17 protein-coding genes are annotated in these 22,158 nt (G+C 68.5%); 5 read left to right on the top strand and 12 right to left on the bottom strand.

Annotated elements, in window-relative coordinates:
- Nucleotides 1–6 precede the first annotated feature (6 nt).
- From secA to DL990_RS18875, 8 genes are all read right to left on the bottom strand, one after another.
- Entirely contained in the window at nt 7–2,838 is a 2,832-nt protein-coding gene (secA, locus tag DL990_RS18910; RefSeq protein WP_125799431.1) for a preprotein translocase subunit SecA, read from the bottom strand.
- Nucleotides 2,839–3,073: 235 nt separating this feature from the next.
- Nucleotides 3,074–3,763 carry a ribosome hibernation-promoting factor, HPF/YfiA family gene (hpf, locus tag DL990_RS18905; protein ID WP_125788376.1) on the bottom strand — a complete coding sequence of 230 codons (690 nt, stop codon included), beginning with the start codon at nt 3,761–3,763 and terminating at the stop codon, nt 3,074–3,076.
- Nucleotides 3,764–4,306: 543 nt separating this feature from the next.
- Nucleotides 4,307–4,945, bottom strand: a complete 639-nt coding sequence (locus tag DL990_RS18900; protein WP_125788375.1) for a ComF family protein — start codon at nt 4,943–4,945, stop codon at nt 4,307–4,309.
- Between the two features lie 449 nt (nt 4,946–5,394).
- The gene (locus DL990_RS18895) at nt 5,395–7,125 is read right to left on the bottom strand and encodes an LpqB family beta-propeller domain-containing protein (protein WP_125788374.1); all 1,731 of its coding nucleotides are present in this window, start codon (nt 7,123–7,125) and stop codon (nt 5,395–5,397) included.
- Nucleotides 7,122–8,801 carry an MtrAB system histidine kinase MtrB gene (gene mtrB, locus DL990_RS18890; protein WP_199746462.1) on the bottom strand — a complete coding sequence of 560 codons (1,680 nt, stop codon included), beginning with the start codon at nt 8,799–8,801 and terminating at the stop codon, nt 7,122–7,124. Before mtrB ends, DL990_RS18895 begins: the two co-directional genes overlap by 4 nt.
- Before the next feature lie 43 nt (nt 8,802–8,844).
- Nucleotides 8,845–9,522 carry an MtrAB system response regulator MtrA gene (mtrA, locus tag DL990_RS18885; RefSeq protein WP_005150760.1) on the bottom strand — a complete coding sequence of 226 codons (678 nt, stop codon included), beginning with the start codon at nt 9,520–9,522 and terminating at the stop codon, nt 8,845–8,847.
- Nucleotides 9,523–9,633: 111 nt separating this feature from the next.
- Nucleotides 9,634–10,770, bottom strand: coding sequence for an NAD(P)/FAD-dependent oxidoreductase (locus tag DL990_RS18880; RefSeq protein ID WP_125788372.1), 1,137 nt, complete (start codon nt 10,768–10,770; stop codon nt 9,634–9,636).
- A complete protein-coding gene (locus DL990_RS18875; protein ID WP_125799430.1) occupies nt 10,767–11,084 on the bottom strand; it encodes a bifunctional 3-phenylpropionate/cinnamic acid dioxygenase ferredoxin subunit in 318 nt (105 codons plus the stop codon). The genes DL990_RS18880 and DL990_RS18875 overlap by 4 nt, the downstream gene beginning before the upstream one ends.
- Nucleotides 11,085–11,236: 152 nt before the next feature.
- Here DL990_RS18875 and DL990_RS18870 point away from each other — a divergent pair, with 152 nt between their 5' ends.
- The 4 genes from DL990_RS18870 (at nt 11,237) to DL990_RS18855 (ending at nt 16,957) form a co-directional block, all read left to right on the top strand.
- Nucleotides 11,237–12,022, top strand: a complete 786-nt coding sequence (locus tag DL990_RS18870; protein ID WP_125788370.1) for an IclR family transcriptional regulator — start codon at nt 11,237–11,239, stop codon at nt 12,020–12,022.
- A 254-nt stretch (nt 12,023–12,276) separates the two neighbouring features.
- Nucleotides 12,277–14,715 carry an FAD-dependent oxidoreductase gene (locus DL990_RS18865; RefSeq protein WP_125799429.1) on the top strand — a complete coding sequence of 813 codons (2,439 nt, stop codon included), beginning with the start codon at nt 12,277–12,279 and terminating at the stop codon, nt 14,713–14,715.
- Nucleotides 14,712–15,857, top strand: coding sequence for an N-methyl-L-tryptophan oxidase (gene solA / locus DL990_RS18860; RefSeq protein WP_125799428.1), 1,146 nt, complete (start codon nt 14,712–14,714; stop codon nt 15,855–15,857). The genes DL990_RS18865 and solA overlap by 4 nt, the downstream gene beginning before the upstream one ends.
- On the top strand, nt 15,854–16,957 hold the full coding sequence (locus DL990_RS18855) for an aromatic ring-hydroxylating dioxygenase subunit alpha (RefSeq protein ID WP_125799427.1): 1,104 nt from the start codon (nt 15,854–15,856) through the stop codon (nt 16,955–16,957). Before solA ends, DL990_RS18855 begins: the two co-directional genes overlap by 4 nt.
- 39 nt (nt 16,958–16,996) lie before the next feature.
- On the opposite strand, the gene DL990_RS18850 is transcribed toward DL990_RS18855, so the two are convergent.
- The 3 genes from DL990_RS18850 to DL990_RS18840 all read right to left on the bottom strand — a co-directional run bounded on the left by DL990_RS18850 (nt 16,997) and on the right by DL990_RS18840 (nt 19,056).
- Entirely contained in the window at nt 16,997–17,629 is a 633-nt protein-coding gene (locus DL990_RS18850) for a dTMP kinase (RefSeq protein WP_199746510.1), read from the bottom strand.
- 84 nt (nt 17,630–17,713) lie between these two features.
- The gene (locus DL990_RS18845) at nt 17,714–18,490 is read right to left on the bottom strand and encodes a hypothetical protein (RefSeq protein ID WP_125788365.1); all 777 of its coding nucleotides are present in this window, start codon (nt 18,488–18,490) and stop codon (nt 17,714–17,716) included.
- Entirely contained in the window at nt 18,487–19,056 is a 570-nt protein-coding gene (locus DL990_RS18840; protein WP_125788525.1) for a papain-like cysteine protease family protein, read from the bottom strand. The genes DL990_RS18845 and DL990_RS18840 overlap by 4 nt, the downstream gene beginning before the upstream one ends.
- A 340-nt stretch (nt 19,057–19,396) precedes the next feature.
- Between DL990_RS18840 and DL990_RS18835 the strand changes: the two genes are divergently transcribed.
- Nucleotides 19,397–20,380, top strand: a complete 984-nt coding sequence (locus DL990_RS18835) for a hypothetical protein (RefSeq protein WP_125788524.1) — start codon at nt 19,397–19,399, stop codon at nt 20,378–20,380.
- 234 nt (nt 20,381–20,614) lie between these two features.
- Here the strand turns inward: DL990_RS18835 and ahcY are convergent, their stop codons facing one another.
- The gene (ahcY, locus tag DL990_RS18830; protein ID WP_125788364.1) at nt 20,615–22,087 is read right to left on the bottom strand and encodes an adenosylhomocysteinase; all 1,473 of its coding nucleotides are present in this window, start codon (nt 22,085–22,087) and stop codon (nt 20,615–20,617) included.
- Between the last annotated feature and the right edge of the window lie 71 nt (nt 22,088–22,158).

Genomic DNA, 22,158 nt, shown 5'->3' with positions numbered 1-22,158 from the left:
TCGCTTTTAGCGGCGCGGGCCCTTCTTGCCCTTCTTCTGGGAGGCGCGCTGCGCGGCACGGCGCTCCCGGCGGGTTCCGCTCTGGTCACCGCTGTCGCTCGCGCCACCGTCCGAATGCGACTCGACGCCGCCGTCCTCGGACGGGCCCGACATGGTCAGCCCGGACTGCGAACCGCCGCCGAGTCCCTTGCCCCGCAAGGCGGACGGCACGGATTCGGTGTCGGTCGCCGGACCCTGCGGCGGCGTCGGACGGGCGTGCCGTCCGTCGCCGTTGGCGGCCTGGCCGTTCCCGGAGCCGACACCGGCGGGCAGCGCGGACGCGGACTCCGGCGACGGCGTGGCGGGTTCGGCCTGCTCGACCTGGAGGTTGAACAGGAAGCCGACGGCCTCCTCCTTCAGCGACTCCAGCATCGCGCGGAACATGTCGTAGCCCTCGCGCTGGTACTCGATGACCGGGTCGCGCTGGGCGAGGGCCCGCATGCCGATGCCCTCCTTGAGATAGTCCATCTCGTAGAGGTGCTCACGCCACTTGCGGTCGAGCACGGTGAGCATCACCTGGCGTTCCAGGCTGCGCATCGCGCCTTCGCCGACCTTGGCGTCGATGTCGGCCTCACGCTCGTCGTACGCGCGGTGGGCGTCTTCGAGCAGCGCCTGACGCAGACTGTCGGCGTCGAGGTCGTCGTCCTCGGTGAGCTCTTCCCAGGTGACCTTGACCGGGTACAGCGTCTTGAGCGCCGTCCACAGCTTCTCGTGGTCCCAGTCCTCGGCGTAGCCAGAAGAGGTCTCTTCGGTGACGTACGCGTTGATGACGTCGACCAGCATGTGCTCGATCTGCTCGCGAAGATCCTCGCCCTCGAGGACGCGCAGGCGCTCGGCGTAGATCACCTTGCGCTGCTCGTTCATGACCTCGTCGTACTTGAGGACGTTCTTGCGGATCTCCATGTTCTGCTGCTCGACCTGCGTCTGAGCGCTCTTGATCGCCTTGGAGACCATCTTGTGCTCGATCGGCACGTCGTCCGGCAGCCGCATGGTGGTCATGACCCGCTCGACCATCGTCGCGTTGAAGCGGCGCATGAGCTCGTCACCGAGCGACAGGTAGAACCGGGACTCGCCCGGGTCGCCCTGACGGCCGGACCGACCGCGGAGCTGGTTGTCGATGCGGCGGGACTCGTGCCGCTCGGTGCCGAGCACGTACAGGCCGCCTGCCTCGCGGACCTCCTCGGCCTCGGCCTTGGTCTCCGCCTGGATGTCTTCGAGCACCTTCGGCCAAGCGGCCTCGTACTCCTCGGAGTGCTCCACCGGGTCGAGACCACGGTCGCGCAGCACCTCGTCGGCGATGATGTCCGGGTTGCCGCCGAGCACGATGTCGGTACCGCGGCCCGCCATGTTGGTGGCGACGGTGACCGCGCCCTTGCGCCCCGCGCGGGCGACGATCAGCGCCTCCCGGTCGTGGTGCTTGGCGTTGAGGACCTCGTGCGGGACACCCAGCTTGAGCAGCAGCTTCGACAGGTGCTCGGACTTCTCGACACTCGTGGTGCCGACCAGTACCGGCTGGCCCTTCTCGTGCCGCTCGGCGATGTCCTCGGCGACGGCCTCGAACTTGGACTGCTCGGTCTTGTAGATCAGGTCGGCCTGGTCGGCGCGGACCATCGGCTTGTTGGTCGGGATCGGCACCACACCCAGCTTGTAGGTCTGGTGGAACTCGGCCGCCTCGGTCTCGGCGGTACCGGTCATGCCCGACAGCTTGTCGTAGAGCCGGAAGTAGTTCTGCAGCGTGATCGTGGCGAGCGTCTGGTTCTCGGCCTTGATCTCGACGTTTTCCTTGGCCTCGATCGCCTGGTGCATGCCCTCGTTGTAGCGGCGGCCGTGCAGGATGCGGCCGGTGAACTCGTCGACGATGAGGACTTCGCCGTCACGGACGATGTAGTCCTTGTCGCGCTTGTAGAGCTCCTTGACCTTCAGCGCGTTGTTCAGGTAGCCGACCAGCGGCGTGTTCGCGGCCTCGTAGAGGTTTTCGATGCCGAGCTGGTCCTCGACGAACGCGACACCCTTCTCGGTGACACCGACGGTGCGCTTGCGGATGTCCACCTCGTAGTGGATGTCCGGCTTCATCAGCGGGGTCATCCGGGCGAACTCGACGTACCAGCGCGACGACTGGTCGGCCGGGCCGGAGATGATCAGCGGCGTCCTGGCCTCGTCGATGAGGATGGAGTCCACCTCGTCGACGATCGCGAAGTTGTGGCCGCGCTGCACGCAGTCTTCGAGGCTCCACGCCATGTTGTCGCGGAGGTAGTCGAAGCCGAACTCGTTGTTCGTACCGTGCGTGATGTCGGCGGCGTACTGCTCGCGGCGGACCGCGGGCGTCTGGTCGGCCAGGATGATCCCGACCTCGAGGCCGAGGAAGCGGTGGATACGGCCCATCCACTCGGCGTCACGTTTGGCGAGGTAGTCGTTCACCGTGATGACGTGCACGCCTTTGCCGGACAGCCCGTTCAGGTACGCGGGAAGCACCTGGGTCAGGGTCTTGCCCTCACCGGTCTTCATCTCGGACACCTGGCCGAGGTGCAGCGCGGCGCCGCCCATCAGCTGGACGTCGTAGGGCCGCTGGCCGAGCACGCGCCAGGCCGCCTCCCTCGCCACCGCGAAGGCCTCCGGCAGGAGGTCGTCGAGGGACTCGCCGTCCGCGTGCCGTTTACGGAACTCGTCGGTCTTGGCCCGCAACGCGGTGTCCGAAAGTTCCTTGACGTCGTCTTCGAGGGTGTTGATGTGATCGGCGATGTGTCGCAGCCGCTTCACCATTTTGCCCTCGCCCGCGCGGAGCAGGCGGTTCAGCACCATCCGGTCGACCTCACTAGCTGATTGTGATCGCACCCGAGCCGGTCCCGGGCAATCTCGTACGCGGTGGTGCCGGGTAACGCACCACCGTCCGACCCCATCGTAGGGAACACCTCGGTGTTCGCGCACGCACCGTCGGTCGGTACCTGACCGAGCGGGGGCGTATCCCGGCCGATCCGGACACGACAGCGGCCCGCACGGGACGCGTGCGGGCCGCCGTCGTGGACGTAGGGGCCGGCTAACTCAGCCGGATGACGCCGTAGTCGAAGCCTCGCCTCCGGTAGACGACGCTCGGGCACCCGGCGTCGGAGTCGTTGAACAGATAGAAGTCGTGACCGACCAGTTCCATCTCATAGAGAGCCTGGTCGACCGTCATGGGCTCCGCGTCGTGTTTCTTCTCGCGGACGATGCGACCGGGCTGGTGTTCGGTCACCCCGTCATCCCAGCGCTGCTGGGGCATCTCGAACTCTTCACCGCTCTCGACAGCGAAACCGTTGGCCAGGGGTTCGGCCTCGGGCGCTTCGAGTACAGCGGTTCCCGCCAGATGCCGGGTGTCGGTGGTCATGCCACCGGCGGCCGCCATCGAGGTCGCCTCGGCGACGGATTCCGGGCGGCTGCGGCCGTAGTGCACGCGCCGGCGGTCGTGTGTCTTCCGCAACCTGTTTTCGAGCTTGTTCAGTGCGGAATCCAGCGCTGCGTAGAAGTCGCCGGCACACGCTTCGGCGCGTACGGCGGGGCCTCGGCCCTTCCCGGTGATTTCGACGCGCTGGCAGTTCTTCGACTGCCGGCGATTGGGCTCATGGAAGAGCTCCACGTCGTATCGGATGACCTTCTTGTCGTAGCGCTCTAGCCGGGCCAGCTTTTCGCTGACAAGTGCCCGATAGTGGTCGGGCACCTCCACGTTGCGGCCCTTAACGACGATGTCCATACACGACCTCCCTCGCTGAAATGACTGCGAGCTGTAGATGTGTTCACTAGGGCGCCGGTAAAGCGGGGACGAAGCCCGGATCGCGGGCGATGAGGGAACTCGGCATACGGTCACGACGTCTCGTGTCGGATGTCCGAGCGCGGACTCAGCGCGGCTCCGGCGCCAGGGACATGGGCTGGTCACCTCCCTGCCTGCCGGGATTGCTGATAGCGCTGCACGTTAGCTCTAACACGCCGCGAGCAACAGCCCCCGAGCCGGGGGATATCAGGACGTGAGACCCCGTCACCGCATGCGACGGCGACGGTGCGACCAGCGGGACAATCCGGCCTGTCGGGCGTCGTCCCCGTGATTTGTTTTCACGCGGACGGCGCAAGCCTTCGGACAGGAAAAAGCCGAGGGTGACGCTCCCGGGGGAAACCGCCGCCACCCCGGTGGAGTGGCGGGCCGTTGGAGTGTTCCCCGGAAGGTCCCTCATATCTCGTCAACGCCCATGTACCCATTCGCGTTCCCGATCATTCATCACTCTTGTAGGTGACACCTCGATCACCCGGCGGCGGCCAGTGCGATCACCGCGGAAACGTGAATTCCGTTTACACCCAAAAGGCGCGCACAAGCGGCGACGGTCGCTCCGGTTGTGATCACGTCGTCAAGAAGTACGACTTCCTTTGGACAGTCCCCACGGAGGAGGCGAATGCGACCGGCGAGGTTCGCCGCCCGCTCGACACGGGTGAGCCCGACGGCGTCGCGGACCCCGGCGCCGAGCTTGAGGACCGGCGACACCGTCACCGGTTTTCCTTTGCTCACATGCACTTTCGCGCATTCTTCGGCGACACGCTGGACGTGCGGTCCGCCTCGGACACGCGAGGCGTGCCGTCTCGATGGGACGGGGACGAGACAAGGGCCGCGTGGCTCGCCCGGCAACTGCTCCAGGACGTCGGCGACCGCCCGCCCCAGGGACGGCGCGAGGTCGCGGCGGCCGCGTTCCTTGTAGGCGAGGATCAGGCGACGGGCTTCGTCGGCGTACCGGGCCAGGGCGTAGACGGGCACGAGGCCCGCCGTCGGGCCTCGGGTGATCTCGCTGAGCGAACCCCAGACGGCCTGACAGGTCGCACAACAGGGCGCGCCCGGCACTCCGCAGGACGCGCAGCGGGCGGGGATGAGGAGATCGAGGATTTTGGACATGGAGCGAGTGTCGGCCTGGGCTCCGACAGTTCCGGGGCCCGTTATGTCGTGACAGGTCCTGTTTGGACACTTTCCGGCCTGAAGGGGCCAGTCATGGCAGCAGTTCCGGAGAAAGCTGCGGCTGTTGCGGAGACGCTCCTTCGCCACTTCCGGTGCCTTCGCGCGCTACGCGCCTTCGCGTCGCTGCGCACCTTCGCCTCTCCTGACCGCCCTGGCTCACCCTAGGGCGCGGTCCGTGAAGGACTCCTTGAGGGACTCTGGGTCCCTCAAGGAGTCCTTCACGGACTTTCGGCGCCCGGATTTCGCTAGCGACGCTAGGAAAGCTAGCGATACTAAAGGTCCCTTGCTCCCCCAGCAGCGCCGCCGCGAAGACGGCGCCAAGTACATGAAGGCCCCCTTCCTTGCGCCAGGCGCAAGGAAGGGGGCCTTCATGTACTTTCGGAGAAGCCTCAGCCCGGGTAGAACGGGTCCGCGTCGGTGACGGTGTGCGCCTGCGGCCGCCACACCTCGCCCAGTTCGGACGCGACCCACAGCCCGCCCGCGTCCGCGACCAGGTTCTGCCTGCTCGGGGCCGCGGTGACGCCGTGCACCGGCGGGGTCAGGTTCGAACCGCTGAAGGTGTCCATCCGCTGCCCGTCCAGCGGCACCTTGACCACCGGCAGGGTGCTCGACGACGTCGCGGCGATCAGGTGGTCCTGGGTCGCCCAGTCGACGTCGACGACGTCCTTGAGGTCGCGTTCCTGCAGTTTCCGCGGCGCCCGCAGCGCCACCGAATCCGCCGTCCGCACGATCGACGCGACCACCAGCTGCCCGTTGACGACCGCGGCCAGCCGTGAGCCGTCGCGCGAAAGACGCAGTTCGGTGATCTGGCCGAGGCTGGTGAGCATGGTCGCGTCGACGCCGGCCTTCACCCAGCGGCCGTCGGCGGCCAGGGTGACCCTGGCGACGGTGTTGTGGTCGACGACCGTCCAGACCTCGCCCGAAATCCCGCCGCCGCCGCGGGCGACCGGCCGCCAGGTGGGACGGCTCAGGCTGCCGCCGAACAGGTCCACCGAACCGAGGTCGTGCCCGAGGTCGCCGACCCGCAGCCACTGTCTGCCTTCGCGTTCTTCGACCACCGCGAGCCGTTTGCCGTCGACGGACTGCGCGGCGCTGACGACCTTGTACCCGCCGTTGCCCGCGGGCCCGCCGACCGGCGCCCCGTCGCCGAGCGACCGGACCCGTCCGTTCACGGTCATCAGTCCCAGCAGCTCCGAGTTGGGCGCGATGTCCACGTTGTAGTTGGGCAGTTCGCTGGAGCGCCAGTATTCGTGTTCGGGCACCAGCGCGGTGCCGTCGGCGAGCAGCCGGATCCGGCTCAGCGTCACCGTCTGCAACGAGAGGACGATCTGTGCGGCGATCAGGCTCCGGTCCGCGAGGCTGGCCCCGCCGACGCCGGTCAGGTTGATGTCCAGTGTCCCGTCGTCCGTGCTGCGGACGTTGGACTCGGTGGTGACCTGGTCGCCGAGGAGGTCCTTGACCGCGCCCTTCAACCCTTCCGACGGTCCCTGCAGCACCAGGTCCATCACCCGGCCGGGCAATCCGGCCTGCGGTTTCGCCGCGACGTACCGGAGGTCCGGGACGAAGGCGCCGGAGTCGGGCGAGTAGAAGCTGATCGGCACCCGGAAGTAGTTGGTCGCGAAATCCTCGTCGATGACGGCGAGTTCCTGCGGCGGGTCCACGATCCGCCATTGGCCGTTCGGCTGCTTCCGCAGCTTGAACTGCTGCGAGTACTCGGCCTTCACCGGGATGAACGCGCTGTCGGGACTCAGGTTGCCGAGTTTGAACCCGCGGACGTTCACCATCTGCTCGTCCGGGTTCGCCGAGGGCGACGAAGTGTCGTAAACGGTGCCGAAGGTGTTGTCGATGATCGTCAGCCCCGGCGACGGCTTCCAGTTGCGGCGGGCCTCTTCGTCGAGGTAGACCCGCGCGTCGGCGTTCGCCGTGCCCGGCGTCGCGGAGTTGCGGATGAACTGGCGGGTGACGGTCAGCGGGTCGATCCCGGCCACCGGTTCGGCGACGTCCGCCGGTGCCTGTCCCGGTTTTTCCCCGGGGACGGCGACGGGCTGGGATTCGAGCGGGATGTTCGCGCAGCCCGCGACCAGCAGGAACGCCGCGAGCAGGGGCAGCAGCCGCTTCACCGGCCCACCTCCTCGGGTTCGGCGAGGATCGCGTCGGGGGCGGGGCGGACCTCGAGCAGTCCGGACGACCCGTGCGGATCGGTCCCCTGGTGATCGGGCGGCGGCAGGACCAGCGGGCTCTCCCCCATCGGCGTGTCCTGCTGCCGGGGCAGCACGAGCCGGAAGCAGGCGCCGTGGCCGGTCTCGCCCCACGCGTCGAGCAGGCCGCCGTGCAACCGGGCGTCCTCCTGGCTGATCGCGAGGCCGAGCCCGGTGCCGCCGGTCCGGCGGTTGCGGGACGGGTCGGCCCGCCAGAAGCGGTTGAACACCAGTTCCGCCTCGCCGGGCTGGAGCCCGACACCGTGGTCCCGCACCGTGATGGCGACCGCGGTCTCGTTGACCGCCAGTGTCAGCACCACTGGGTTCCCTTCGCTGTGGTCGACCGCGTTGGCCAGCAGGTTGCGCAGGATCCGCTCGACGCGGCGCGCGTCGACCTCGGCGGGCGCCTCCTCGTCCGGCAGGATCAGCTCGACCGAACTGCCCGCGTTGCCCGCGATCACCCGGACCTGTTCGACGGCCCTGGTCGCGATCGGCCGGACGTCGATCAGCTCGGCCGAAAGCTCCTCGACCCCGGCGTCGAGCCTGCTGATCTCCAGCAGGTCGCCGAGCAGTGCCTCGAACCGGTCGAGTTCGTCGACCAGCAGTTCGGTGGAGCGGGCGAGCCCGGCCGGGAACTGCTCGCGCGACGCGTGGAGCACGTCGGCGGCCATCCGGACGGTGGTCAACGGGGTGCGCAGTTCGTGCGAGACGTCGGAGGTGAACCGGCGTTGCAATCCGCCGAACTCCTCCAGCTGGCGGATCTGCCGCTGGATACTCGCGGCCATCTCGTTGTAGGACACGGCGAGTTTGGCGAGATCGTCCTCGCCGAGCACGGCGAGCCGCTGGTCGAGCTCGCCGCCCGCGAACTGTTCGGCCGCCGCGGCGGCCTCCCGGACCGGCCGGACCACCTGTCTGGTGACCAGGTTCGTGATCCCGGCCAGCAGGAGCAGCAGCACGAGACCGCCGACGAGCAGCGTGTTCTGCACGGTCGAGACGGTGTTCTGCTCGCTGGTCAGCGGGTACAGCAGGTAGAGCTGGAGCGGGTTGATCATCGTGGTCACCGGCGCGCCGACGATCAGATACGTCGTCTTGCCGCCGTCGGCCTCGGTGACCGTGTGCATCAGGAAGCTGACCTGCTCGGTCTCCACGAACTGGCGCAGCCGTACCGGCACCTTTTCGTACGGGCCCGCGGCGGCGGGCCTGCTCGACTGGTCGCGGCCGCCCGCGGCCAGCACCGGATCGAAGGTGCCCGCCGCCGATCCGGCGCCGTCCTTCGCCGTCGTGGTGCTGGTGATCTTCTTCAGCGCGTTGTTCAGCCGCGCCGTCATCGCGTCCGGGGATTCGGTGCCGACGCCGACCAGCTCATTGGCCGCGGTCTCGACGACCGCCCTTGTCTGCGCGATCGCCGCGTTCTGCTTGGTCTCGAGCAGCCGTTCGGTGATCTGGTTCTGCAGCACCATGCCCAGTACGAACACCACGGCCGACGAGAGCGCCAGCGTGGACACGGTGACCCGGAACTGCAGCGAATGCCGCCACAGTTCGTTGAACGAGACGACCTTGCGACGCACGAAAACCACGATGCGCCGGAGGTGGCGCATCGTGGTTTGGGCAAGCCTTCGCAAGCGTCCGCTCATGGGGTGGTCACGGCGGGCCGGCCTTGTAGCCGACGCCGCGAACGGTCAACACCACCTCGGGGTGTTCCGGGTCCTTCTCCACCTTCGAGCGCAGCCGCTGGACGTGCACGTTCACCAGACGGGTGTCGGCGGCGTGGCGGTAACCCCACACCTGCTCGAGGAGCACCTCGCGGGTGAACACCTGACGCGGCTTGCGGGCGAGCGCGACCAGGAGGTCGAACTCCAGCGGGGTCAGCGGGATGGCCTTGCCCTCCCGCGTCACCTCGTGGCCGGGGACGTCGATCGCGAGGTCGCCGATCGTCAGCGACTCGGCGGGCTCGGCCTCGGTGCGGCGCATCCTGGCACGGACGCGGGCCACGAGTTCCTTCGGTTTGAAGGGCTTGACCACGTAGTCGTCGGCCCCCGACTCGAGCCCGAGGACGATGTCCACGGTGTCGCTCTTGGCGGTGAGCATCACGATCGGCACACCGGACTCGGCGCGGATCGCCTTGCAGACGTCGATGCCGTTCATCCCGGGCAGCATGAGGTCGAGGAGGACCAGGTCGGGTTTCAGCTCACGGAGCGCGGGCAGCGCACGTGAGCCGTCGGCGACGACGGCTGTGTCGAACCCCTCCCCACGCAGCACGATGGTGAGCATCTCCGCGAGAGCAGGGTCGTCGTCGACGACCAGAACACGTGCCTTCATAAACCTATGTTCGCACTAGTTTCCCCGCGCAGGCGCGCGACCCGGCGATGTGACCACCAGAAAGATCATCGAATCGGGCAAATTGCTCCATCCGAGTAGGGTCTTCGGGCCCTAGAGAGCACGTCGGAGCCTGGTGAACGGCCGTGGGGAGTCGATCGCGAAGACGCCGGTCAGGACGTCGTCGCGGTGATAGGTCGCGACGAAGCGCTTCGAGGCGACGTCACCTTCGGCGATCCGCACGTCTTCCGTGGCCACTCCGGCGAATTGGAGCCGCCTTCCGTACTGATCGGACCAAAAGTAACCGTGTCGTGCGAAATGCGTGACGGTCGAACCGGCGAGCAGGTTCGCGACCGCGACGCGCGGCTGTTCGCCCGCCGCCGTCCAATGTTCGGCGCGGACCCGCCTGCCGCGCAGACGACAGTGGTACCTGGCGACGTCACCCACCGCGATCACTCGGGGATTCGCTGTGACACAGCCGGAATCGGCCAGCACGCCGTCGTCGACGGCGATCCCGGAACCGGTCAGCCAGTCGGTGGCGGGCCGCGTCCCCACTCCGGCGACGACGAGATCGGCGCGGACCTCGTGGCCGTCGGCGAGCCGCACACCGGTGACACGACCTGTTCCGGTGAAGCCGTCGACGGGAACGCCCGTGATCAGCCGGACGTCGTTCTCGGTGTGCAGTTCCCCGCAGACCGCGCCCATCCGCGCACCGAGGACGGCGGCGAGCGGCACGGGCAGCGCTTCGATCACGGTGACCTCGTGGCCGAGCAGGCGGCAAGCGGACGCGACCTCCGCGCCGATGAATCCCGCGCCGATGACGGCCACCGAAGAAGGCCCCGCCACGAGATCCCGTTTCAGCGCGACAGCGTCGCCGAGCGTCCGCAAGGTGTGGACGCCGTTCAGATTCCTTGCCGCGCCAAGGGTTCTGGCCACCGCACCGGTCGCGATGACGTAGCCGTCGGCGGCGATCGTGGTGCCGTCGCCGAGCGTCACGCCTTCGCGGCCGAACTTTTCGGCGCGGACGCCGAGATGCCATTCGGCGGCCAGCGCGTCGAGGTCGTCCTGTCCGGCGAGCGCGAGGTCGTCGGCGGAAGCCTTGCCCAGCAAGAACTCCTTCGACAACGGCGGCCGGTCGTACGGCGGTTCGGCGCCGATCATCACCAGCCGTCCGTCGAACCCCTGACCGCGCAACTCCTGTGCCGAACGAAGTCCCGCCAGCGAGGTGCCGACGACGGCGACCGATCTCAAGCCACTTCCCGGCGCGCCTCGGTGTCGACGTAGATCACGCCGTCGGCGACCACGACCGGATAGGTGCGCACGGCGTTCTTGGCGGGAAGACAGTCCGGGGCGCCGGTTCGCAGATCGAACCGCGCCGCGTGCAGCGGGCATTCGACGAAGCAGCCCTCGATCCAGCCGTCGGCGAGCGACGCGTCCTGGTGGCTGCAGGTGTCGTCGAGGGCGTAGTAGCCGCCCTCGGCGTGGAAGACCGAAACGGGCACAGGGCCGTTCAAGCGGAGGGCTTCGCCTTCGGGCAGGTCGGAAACGGAGCAGGCACGGATCATCGGGGCCTCCGGGGAAAGGACCGACGGTTGTTGATGTTGCGTATTACGAGACGGGACGTGCTCTGCGCAACAATCACCCCTGAGGGGCCGACGAGTCAAGGGATTCGCCCACTCAGCCGAGCGGATGCGGGCGAAACGGCTACTGTTGCGTCATGCGGAACCAGGACGCGGGGAACGCAACGCCCAGCCAGGTACAGTCCGTCGACCGCGCGATCAGCGTGCTGGAACTGCTGGCGCGCAACGGGGAAACGGGGATCACCGAGATCGCGGGCGAGCTCGGCGTGCACAAGTCGACGGCGTCCCGCCTGCTGAGCGTCCTGGAGAACCGCGGCCTCGTCGAGCAGCTCGGCGAACGCGGCAAGTACGCGATCGGCTTCGGCATCGTCCGGCTCGCCGGTGCCGCCGCCGGCCGGATGGACCTGGCGAAGATCGGCAGGCAGACCTGCCTGAGCCTGGCGGAGACGCTCGGTGAGACGGTCAACATCGCGATCGCCGACGACGGGGTCGCGATCAACATCAGCCAGGCCCGCGGCTCGGCGGCGATCTCCACGCAGAACTGGACCGGCCAGCGCACGCCACTGCACGCGACGTCCAGCGGGAAGGTGCTGCTCGCGTACCTGGGCGACGCCGAGCGCAAACGTTTGCTCCGGCGGAAACTCGAACAGTTCACGCACCGGACGACGACCGATCCGGAGCAGCTGACCGCGGAACTCGAAAGGGTCGCCGAGGATGGGTACGCGGCCTGCTTCGAGGAGCTGGAGCTGGGGATGCACGCGGTCGCGGTGCCGGTGTACGGCCCCGGCGGCGAGGTCGTCGCGGCGATGAGCGCTTCGGGTCCGTCGTACCGCCTTTCGAAGCAGCGGGTGCGGCAGATCGTGCGGCCGCTCGCGGAGGCGGCGGCGGATCTTTCGGCGCAGCTGGGTCACTTCGCGGATTGACCTGACCTGCCCTGTCGCGCCCCTCCGGCGTGCAATGAAAGGGCCCTTCATTGCAAATTTTGCAATGAAGGGGCCTTTCATTGCACGCGCTGGTTGACGAGCGCGACCGTTTCGGCTCTTGACAGCGTGCCCGCACGTGCCGCACTTTGTTGCTGAAGACGGAACAACGTGCCTCATCCGCAACAGCGCCTGTCACCCCGATGCCCCTGTGTCCTTTGTGGACTCTCCAGGGCAGGCAGGAGGTACCCCCAACCATGCCCCCAGGACCCCGCGTCGTCGTGATCGGCGCCGGCATCGTCGGCTGCGCGCTCGCCGACGAGCTCACCGAACGTGGCTGGACCGACCTCACCGTGCTGGACCAGGGCGACCTGTTCACCACCGGCGGGTCGAGTTCGCACGCGCCAGGGCTGGTCTTCCAGACCAACGCCTGCCGCACGATGACGTCGTTCGCCCAGTACACCGTCGCCAAATACGGCGGGCTCGACCTCGACGGGAAGCCGTGTTTCCGCCCCGTCGGCGGGCTGGAGGTGGCCACGACGCCGGAACGGCTCGCCGACCTCAAGCGCCGTCACGGCTGGGCGGCCGCGTCGGGCGTCGAAAGCAGGCTGATCGAACCGGCCGAATGCGCCGCGCTGCATCCGCTGCTCGATCCGGCCAAGGTGCTCGGCGGGTTCCACATCCCCTCCGACGGGCTGGCCAAACCCTTGCGGGCGGCCGAGGCGCAGGCCCGCCGGGCGATCGGGCGCGGCGCGAGGTTCCTCGCGCGCCAGAAGGTCGTCGGGATCGAACGGTCGGGCGGCCGGGTCACCGGCGTCACCACCGAGACGGGGAGCTTCCGCGCGGCCATCGTGCTCTCGTGCGCCGGGATGTGGGGGCCGTTGCTCGGCGAACTGGTGGACCTCACGATCCCGCTGGTCCCGATGGCGCATCAGTACGCGCGCACCACCCCGCTGCCGTCACTCGCCGGGGTGACCGAGGAGGCCACCCGGCCGATCCTGCGGCATCAGGACGCCGACCTCTACTTCCGCGAACACGTCGACCGGATCGGCATCGGCGCGTACGGGCACCGGCCGATGCCGTTGCCCGCCGGGGAGATCGGGGCGGACGAGGGCATGCCGTCGGAACTGGCGTTCACCCCCGAGGACTTCGAGCCGTCCTGGGCCGCCGCCGTCGACCTGCTGCCGTCGCTGGGTGAGACCAAGGTCGAGGAAGGCATCAACGGCCTGTTCTCCTTCACCCCGGACGGCATGCCGCTGCTGGGCGAGCATCCGGACCTCGACGGCTTCTGGGTCGCCGAAGCCGTCTGGATCACGCATTCGGCCGGGGTCGCGCGGGCCATGGCGCAGTGGCTGGTCGACGGACGGCCCGACGCGGATCTGCACGGCTGCGACCTCGCCCGGTTCGAGCGGGTGCAGCTGGCCCCGGACTACGTCATGGCGCGTAGTTGCCAGAGCTTCGTCGAGGTCTACGACGTCGTTCATCCCTTGCAACCCATGGAAGAACCACGGCCGCTGCGAACGAGTCCCTTCCACGGGAGGCAAGCGGAGCTCGGCGCGTACTTCCTCGAAGCGAGCGGCTGGGAACGGCCGCACTGGTACGAGGCGAACGCGGATCTCCCGGAGGTCGGCCTCATCCCGGAACGCAACGACTGGGCCGCGCGGTACTGGTCGCCGATCGGCGGCGCCGAAGCGCTGGTCGCGCGGCAGCGGGTGGCGATGTTCGACATGACGTCGCTGAAACGCGTGGAGGTCACGGGTCCTGGCGCGTTGCCGTTCCTGCAGACGATGACCACGAACCAGCTCGGCAAGAAGCCTGGCTCGGTCACGTACACGCTGCTGCTCGACGAGGACGGAGGCGTGCGCAGCGACCTGACCGTCGCCCGGCTCGGTGCCGAGCGGTTCCAGGTCGGCCTCAACAGCCCGATCGACATCGACTGGCTGCGAAGGCACCTCCCCGGCGACGGCGCCGCGCAGATCCACGAGACGACCCCGGGCACCTGCTGCATCGGGCTCTGGGGCCCGCTCGCCAGAGCGGTACTGCAGCCACTGTCCACAACGGACTTCTCACACCAGGCGATGGGCTACTTCAAGACGAAGCAGGCGTACGTCGGCCAAGTGCCGGTGACCGCGATGCGACTGTCCTATGTGGGCGAACTCGGCTGGGAGCTGTACACGAGCGCGGACCTCGGCCGCCGGCTGTGGGACACGCTCTGGGAAGCCGGGCAGGCACACGGGATCATCGCCGCCGGACGGGACGCCTTCTCCAGCATGCGCCTGGAGAAGGGCTACCGGCTGTGGGGCACGGACGTCACCGCCGAACACGATCCGTACGAGGCCGGGCTCGGTTTCGCCGTGCGGATGGACAAGGGGTACTTCATCGGACGTGACGCACTGGCGGGCCGCTCGGAGGACACTGTCGCCAGGAAGCTGACCTGTCTCACCGTCGACGATCCGTACTCCGTCGTGCTCGGCAAGGAACCGGTGTACGCCGACGGCCGTCCGGCCGGGTACGTCACCAGCGCCGCGTACGGCTACACCGTCGGCAAGAACATCGCGTACGCCTGGCTTCCGGTGGAGTTCGCCCAGCCGGGCAGGCCGCTGGAGATCGAGTACTTCGGCGAGCGGATCCCCGCCGTCGTGGCGCGCGAACCGCTGTTCGACCCCGGCATGGACCGGATCAGGAGCGCCGCATGAGCCACTACGACGTCATCGTCATCGGCCTCGGCGGGATGGGCAGCGCGGCCGCGTACCGGCTCGCCCGGCGAGGACAGCGCGTGCTGGGCATCGACCGGTTCGCGCCGGTGCACAACCTCGGGTCCAGCCACGGCGGCTCGCGGATCACCCGGCAGGCGTACTTCGAGGATCCCGCGTACGTGCCGCTCCTGCTGCGGGCGCACGAACTGTGGGACGGCGTCGAACGCGACTCCAGCCGGAAGATCTTCACCCGCTGCGGCGGCATCATGCTCGGCGGCCCCGATTCTCGGACGGTGGCGGGAAGCCTGGCCAGCGCCCGGAAATGGGAGCTGCCGCATGAACTGCTGGACGCGGCGGAGATCCGGCGCCGGTTCCCGACGATGCGCCCGGCGGACCACGAGATCGCGTTGTACGAGGAGAACGCCGGGTTCGTGGTGCCGGAAGGCAGTGTGGCGGCGCATCTCCAGCTCGCCGCCCGGGCCGGAGCGGAGCTGCACCACGAGGAGAAGGTCATTTCGTGGCGGCAGACTTCGACCGGTGTCCGGGTCGGCACGTCACAGAACTTCTACACGGCGGAACAGCTGGTGATCTGCCCCGGCGCCTGGGCACCGGAGCTGCTCGCCGAACTCGGGATCGACTTCACCATCGAACGCCAGGTCCAGTACTGGTTCGCGCCGTCGGGCGGCGCGGAGCCGTTCCGCGCCGGACGGCATCCGATCTACGTCTGGGAAGGCGAGAACGGCCGCCAGTTCTACGGTTTCCCCTCACACGACGACGCCGGAAGCGTGAAGGTCGCGTTCTTCCGCGGCGGCGAGACGTGCACGCCGTCGACCATCGACCGGACAGTGCACGCCGACGAGGTCGACGAGATTTCGGGTTTCGTCGGGCGGAAGATGCCGTCGCTGCCCGGTGCCTTCCTCCGCGCGGCGACCTGCATGTACACGAACACCCCCGACGAGCATTTCGTCATCTCCCGCCATCCGGCGCACGAACGCGTGGTGGTCGCCTGCGGGTTCTCCGGGCACGGCTTCAAGTTCGTCCCGGTGGTCGGTGAGATCCTCGCCGACCTCGTCGTGGACGGCACGACCGGCCATCCGGTCGCTTTGTTCGATCCCGACCGCTTCGCCGGAGTCCCGAGATGACGAGCCTCATCCCGACACTCGGCGGCGGCTACTACACCGATCCCGTGATCTTCGCGGCCGAGCAGGAGAAGATCTTCGAACGCCAGTGGTTCTGCGCGGTGCGGGCGGCGGATCTGCCGTCCGCGGGCGACTTCCGGACCGTCCAAGTCGGACGGGAGAGCGTGATCGTCAGCCGCGGGCGGGACGGCGGGCTGCGGGCCTTCCTCAACGTCTGCCGCCATCGTGGCGCCCGGCTGTGCACCGAGGAGTCGGGCACGGTGAAACGCGCGTTCCAGTGCCCGTACCACGCGTGGACGTACGGGCTCGACGGGAAGCTGATCGCGGCGCCGAACCTGGCGAACCTCCCCGGCATCGACCGCGCCGAGTACGGGCTGCATGCCGTGCGGCTGCGGGAATGGCTGGGCTACGCGTGGGTCTGCCTCGCCGCGGACCCGCCGTCGTTCGAGGCCGGCGTCGAGGGCGCGGTGCGGGAACGGCTGGGCGATCTGGAATCGATCGAGCGCTACGGCCTCGACCGGCTCTCGGTCGGGCGCCGGATCACCTACGACGTCAAAGCGAACTGGAAACTGATCGTCGAGAACTTCATGGAGTGCTACCACTGCGCGACCATCCATCCGGAGCTGACCGAGGTGCTGCCGGAATTCGCCGACGGGTACGCGGCGCAGTACTTCGTCGGGCACGGCGCCGAGTTCGGCGAGGACGTCGACGGGTTCACCATCGACGGCGGTTCGGGGTTCGACCGGCTCGACGGTGTCGCGACCGAGCAGGACAGGCGGTACTACGCGATCACCATCCGGCCGCAGGTGTTCGTGAACCTGGTGCCGGATCACGTGATCTTCCACCGGATGTACCCGCTCGCACCGGACCGGACGGTCGTCGAATGCGACTGGCTCTATTCCGAGGAGGTCGTGGCCTCGGGCCGGGACGTGTCACGCTCGGTGGAGCTGTTCCACCGCGTCAACGAGCAGGACTTCGGCGCCTGCGAACGCTGCCAGCCCGCGATGGCGTCCCGCGCCTACCGCGGCGGCGGGGTGCTGATGCCGTCCGAGCACCACATCGGCGAGTTCCACTCCTGGCTGCTCACGCGACTCGGCACCTGATCGCGATCCTTGCCCATGCGAAACATCGCAAGTAGGTGACTAATCGCGAAGGAGGGAGGTGGCCAGCGCGGCGGTGTCGACACCGGCGACGCCGTCGAGAACGTGCCAGGGCGCGAGCCAGCCCGTCGCGGCGAGTTCGTCGTAAACCACCGAGCACCGCTTCTGGAGCGCGTCGTCGGTTTCGAAGGAATCCCGCGCGCGGTCGGCGTCGCTCTCCGCGCGGCGCTGCGCGCGACGGGCGGCGACGTCCGCGGTGACCCGGAGCAGCAGATGCGCGACGGGCACCGGCAGGCCGAACCGGTCGATCTCCAGCTCCTTCAGCCAGCGCACGAACTCGCCGTCCGCACCCTGATGGAGCCGGGCGGCACCGTACGCCGCGTTCGACGCGACGTACCTGTCGAGCAGTACGACGTCGTGCTCGCCGAGCCGAGCGCGGATCTCGTCGGCCGCGCCCCGCCGATCGAGCGCGTAGAGCATCGCCATGCCGTAGACGGAGTCGGCGAGGTCGCCGTGGCCGCGGTGCAGCGCTTCCTTCACGAGGTCGGCGTGCACGCTTTCGCCGTAACGCGGGAACGCGATGGACGTGACGCTCGCCCCGGCCGCGTTCAGCGCACCGGTCAACGCGTCGGCGAGGGTGCGCTTGCCCGCGCCGTCCAGACCTTCGATCACCACGAGTCGTCCCACACGCCTACCTTAAGGCGCCGTGGTCGACCGGCGGGCCAGACGGGGTCAGCACACGTCCGGCCCACCGGTCCGCTAGGGGACGCGCCTCTTCGAGTGCAGGCAGAAGCCGGCGACACCGATGAGGAGCAAGCCGCCGAAGATCAGCAGCGGCACGAAGCCGGTGTCCTGCGCGTCGGGCGCGGGGCCGCCGTCGCCGCGGGGCATCACTTGGGCGTTGTAACCGCCGGCCTTGCCCTCCTGGGCGTACGGCGAGTTCGCGAGCAGTTCGCCGTAGCGGCCGGAGACCGTCTTCTGGTACTCCGCGAGGGTGACCGAAGCACCGGCCGCGGAACCGCTGGCGCCCGAATCGAGCAACGTCACCCTGCCGTCGCGCAGCGCGTACCAGGCGTCGACCTGGGGTTCGTGGAGCAGCGCCGCGCCGGCGGGCAGCCGCCGGGCCAGTGCGCTTTCCCGGTCACCCGAAGCGATATTGCCGACGCGCCAGGCGCCGTCGTCGCCGCGGACCGACCAGAGGGTCGCGGTCTGCCCGTCGGACGCCGTCACCGGGACCGCGACGTAGGCAAGCCGTCCGGCGACCGCGCCGTCCCCGGCGACGAAGTCCCTCGAAAGCTCGTAAACCGGGAAGGATTCGTCGATGACGTAGACAGCACTGACCGACGGCGTTTGACTCGAACCACTCGCCTGGGTGAGAAAGCGGCCGATTTCGGCACGCAGCGTGGGGTCGTCCGCAGCCGCCTTCGCGGCCGCGAGATCTTCACTGGACAGGTGATCCGCGCGCGCTCCGGGCGCCGAGATCAGCAGCGCGACCGCGACCAGCCCGGCAAGCCCGAGAAAACGCCGCGCGCTCATCGCCGGATCCCGGAGAGCGTGTGAGTCCAGGTGAAGGACTTGTTACCGGCGTAGAAGTCGTAGGTCGACCAGTTGTGGCGGCTCCCGGTGGGCAGTGGATCCCCCCACGAGACCCACTTCCGGCCGGCGTCGGCGCCGTAGAGCACGTGCATGTGACCGCCGCCCGCGGCCCAGCCGACCCGCGTCTGGACCGGCTTGCCCGCGCCGGTCTGCGCATGGACGGCGGCGAAGGGGACGCGGCCCTTGACGTAGTTCCCCGGGGAGGAGAAGCCGAGCTTGCCGAAGGCGCGCCGGACGTCGCCCAGCGTTCCCGGCTTGTCGGCGCACTCCCGGCGACGTTCGTCGTGGGCGATCCGGCAGAATTCGTTCTGAGTGAGGGCCACGCCGTGGTGTGCCGCGATGGTGTTGCCGGAAGCCACCCAGCACCACTGGGACTTCTCCTGCGCCTGCATGGCGATGGGGTGCTGGCGGGCAGCCGGCGAGGGCAGCGCGCTCGCCGGGGTCTGGATCGCCAGCCACGCCGCCAGACTCGCGGCGCCGGCGGCGCAAACCCTGCTCGAGAACACAGGCACGACGGGCCTCCTGGTCACCATGGCGAACCAATGTGGTCACAACGGTGAACAGAAGGTTCACGCAGAGCAAGATGGGCACTCGGTGGAACGGACCGTTCCGGGGCGTTTCCACACCCCGGAACGGTCACTCTTCCGGGGTCAACCACCCCGAACGGGGGACGTAGTGTTCACAGTGCGCTGCTAACGTGAACGTTCCGCGGCGTTCACGCTCAGCGCACACACTGGTCTGGTGAAGGGACGAGCGGTGACACGAGACGGTGTCGATGCGTTCTCGGCGGGAGAGCATGCCTCGGCCAGGGCTGATCCGTCCTCGGCGGGAAAGCTTGCCTCGGCCGTGGACACCCCGACGATCATCGACGGCACGCGCCGTCAATCGCTCGAAGCCCTGCCCAAGGAGCTCGTCGAGGCCCTCCGCAGCGGCGAGTTCCACCACGCCCTGCGGCAGGCGATCGCCTACCGGGGGCTGTCCCTCGCCCGGCTCCGGGCCCACCTCGGGCTCCGCGGTGTCCAAATCGGACAGTCGACGTTGAGCTACTGGCAGCGCGGATTGCGCCAGCCGGAGGTACCCAAGGCGCTCCCGGCCGTGCGTGCGCTGGAATCGGTGCTGCAACTGCCCGCGGACGCGCTCGTCGTACTGATCGGGCCGCGGACGACGCGGGCACGCGGACATCAGATGGCCGCGTCCTTCCACGACATCCGGTCCGGGGACATGGGCTCGATCGTCGACCAGCTGCTGGCCGAACTGGGCGCGTACCCGTCGTCCAACCGCTACAACGCCGACCTCGAGATGCTCGCGGTGCACGACACGATCACCTTCGACGCCGCGCACCGGCAGGTCGGCCTCCAGACCCGGCTGGTGTGCCGGGCCCGGCGGCACGGCCCGGACCGGTACGTCACCGTCTACAACGGCGACCCCGGCTGCAACATCGGCGACGTCGAACTGATCACCGCCGAGGGCTGCCGCGTCGGCCGGATCCGGCGCAACGCCGAGGCCGAGACGATGGCCACCGAACTGCTCTTCGACCGGAAGCTCGCCGAGGGCGAGATCCACGTGTTCTGCTTCGAGGTCCGCGACGATTCCGGCACCGCGTCGCCCGGCTACTTCCGGATGCTGCGGGACCAGTGCTCGAGCTATCTGGTGCAGCTCAAGTTCGCGCTCGGCGCGCTGCCCGCCCGCTGCACGCGGCAGTTCCGGACCCGCGACGACGCCGTGCCCGTCGAGTCCGAGGAGCTGCCGCTCGACATGGGCGGCGTGACCAGTGGTTTCTTCAGCGACGCCGGGCCGGGGCTGGCCGGCATCGAGGTCGAGTGGCGCTAGCGCGTGCGATGAAAGGCCCCTTCATTGCAAATTTTGCAATGAAGGGGCCTTTCATCGCACGCGCTCGGTAGGGGTCGTCAGCGAACTGGTCGCCTGCGCCGGGGACTTTCCGCGCACGATGCGGGGAAAGCTCCCTTCACACCGGCCCGTCCGTTCCTCTAGACCCCGAAGTCCGTGAAGGCCTCCTTGAGGGATCCTGGATCCCTCAAGGAGGCCTTCACGGACCCGCAGCCGTCAGTACCGGTAGTGGTCGGTCTTGAACGGACCTTCGACGTCCACGTCGATGTACTCGGCCTGCTCCTTGGTCAGCTTCGTGAGCTCACCGCCGAGCGCGTCGAGGTGGATCTTCGCGACCTTCTCGTCGAGCTTCTTCGGGAGGCGGAAGACCTCCTTGTCGTACTCCTCGTACTTGGTGAACAGCTCGATCTGCGCGATCACCTGGTTGGAGAAGCTGTTCGACATCACGAACGACGGGTGCCCGGTCGCGTTGCCAAGGTTCAGCAGACGGCCCTCGGACAGCACCAGGATGCTCTTGCCATCAGGGAAGACCCACTCGTCGACCTGCGGCTTGATGGTGATCCGCCGGATGCCCGGGTAGCGCTGGAGGCCCGCCATGTCGAGCTCGTTGTCGAAGTGGCCGATGTTGCCCAGGATCGCCTGGTGCTTCATCCGCGCCATGTGCTCGACGAGCACGACGTCCTTGTTGCCGGTGGTCGTGATGATGATGTCGGCCTCGCCGAGGACGTTCTCCAGCTTCTTGACCTGGTAGCCGTCCATCGCCGCCTGCAGCGCGCAGATCGGGTCGATCTCGGTGATGATCACCCGCGCGCCCTGGCCGCGCAGCGATTCCGCGGCGCCCTTGCCGACGTCGCCGTAACCGCAGACGACCGCGACCTTGCCGCCGATGAGGACGTCGGTGCCGCGGTTGATGCCGTCGATCAGCGAGTGCCGGATGCCGTAGCGGTTGTCGAACTTCGACTTGGTCACCGCGTCGTTCACGTTGATCGCCGGGAACAGCAGTTCACCGGCCGCGGCGAGCTGGTAGAGCCGCAACACGCCGGTGGTGGTCTCCTCGGTGACCCCGCGGATGCCTTCGCCGATCTTGGTCCACTTGCCGGTGTCGGCCGCGACCGAAGCACTCAGCAGCTGCAGGAACACGCGGAACTCGTCCGAGGTGTCCTCGTCCGGTGAGGGGACGACGCCCGCCTTCTCGAACTCGGTTCCCTTGTGCACCAGCATGGTGGCGTCGCCGCCGTCGTCGAGGATCATGTTGGGACCCTCTCCGTCCCAGGTCAGCATCCGCTCGGTGCACCACCAGTACTCCTCCAGCGACTCGCCCTTCCAGGCGAACACCGGAACACCCTTGGGCTCCTCGGGAGTGCCGTGCGGGCCGACGACGATCGCCGCGGCCGCGTGGTCCTGGGTGGAGAAGATGTTGCAGGAGGCCCAGCGCACCTCGGCACCCAGTGCGACGAGGGTTTCGATCAGGACCGCGGTCTGTACCGTCATGTGCAGCGAGCCCGAAACCCGGGCTCCCCGCAAGGGATACACCTCGGCGTATTCGCGGCGCAGCGCCATCAGGCCCGGCATCTCGTGCTCGGCGAGGCGGATCTCCTTGCGGCCGAACTCGGCGGCCTCGAGATCGGCGACGGCGAACTCGATGCCGTTGCGGGTGTCGTGCCGCTTGGCAACGCTTTCGGGGGTCATATGCGCGCTTCCTCCAAGGTTGGATGACATCGGAACAGTACCGTTGTCGGCTCAGTCCCCACTGAACGGTT

Origin of the sequence: Amycolatopsis sp. WAC 01416, assembly GCF_003947485.1 — a bacterium.
Lineage (GTDB): Bacteria > Actinomycetota > Actinomycetes > Mycobacteriales > Pseudonocardiaceae > Amycolatopsis.
This window is presented reverse-complemented; position numbering and strand designations above follow the sequence as displayed.

Bases quoted from the DNA above. Each gene is read 5' to 3' on its own strand.
- secA (WP_125799431.1), bottom strand. From the start codon at position 2,838: ATGGTGCTGAACCGCCTGCTCCGCGCGGGCGAGGGCAAAATGGTGAAG.
- hpf (WP_125788376.1), bottom strand. From the start codon at position 3,763: ATGGACATCGTCGTTAAGGGCCGCAACGTGGAGGTGCCCGACCACTAT.
- DL990_RS18900 (WP_125788375.1), bottom strand. From the start codon at position 4,945: ATGTCCAAAATCCTCGATCTCCTCATCCCCGCCCGCTGCGCGTCCTGC.
- mtrB (WP_199746462.1), bottom strand. From the start codon at position 8,801: ATGCGCCACCTCCGGCGCATCGTGGTTTTCGTGCGTCGCAAGGTCGTC.
- mtrA (WP_005150760.1), bottom strand. From the start codon at position 9,522: ATGAAGGCACGTGTTCTGGTCGTCGACGACGACCCTGCTCTCGCGGAG.
- DL990_RS18875 (WP_125799430.1), bottom strand. From the start codon at position 11,084: ATGATCCGTGCCTGCTCCGTTTCCGACCTGCCCGAAGGCGAAGCCCTC.
- DL990_RS18870 (WP_125788370.1), top strand. From the start codon at position 11,237: ATGCGGAACCAGGACGCGGGGAACGCAACGCCCAGCCAGGTACAGTCC.
- DL990_RS18865 (WP_125799429.1), top strand. From the start codon at position 12,277: ATGCCCCCAGGACCCCGCGTCGTCGTGATCGGCGCCGGCATCGTCGGC.
- solA (WP_125799428.1), top strand. From the start codon at position 14,712: ATGAGCCACTACGACGTCATCGTCATCGGCCTCGGCGGGATGGGCAGC.
- DL990_RS18855 (WP_125799427.1), top strand. From the start codon at position 15,854: ATGACGAGCCTCATCCCGACACTCGGCGGCGGCTACTACACCGATCCC.
- DL990_RS18845 (WP_125788365.1), bottom strand. From the start codon at position 18,490: ATGAGCGCGCGGCGTTTTCTCGGGCTTGCCGGGCTGGTCGCGGTCGCG.
- ahcY (WP_125788364.1), bottom strand. From the start codon at position 22,087: ATGACCCCCGAAAGCGTTGCCAAGCGGCACGACACCCGCAACGGCATC.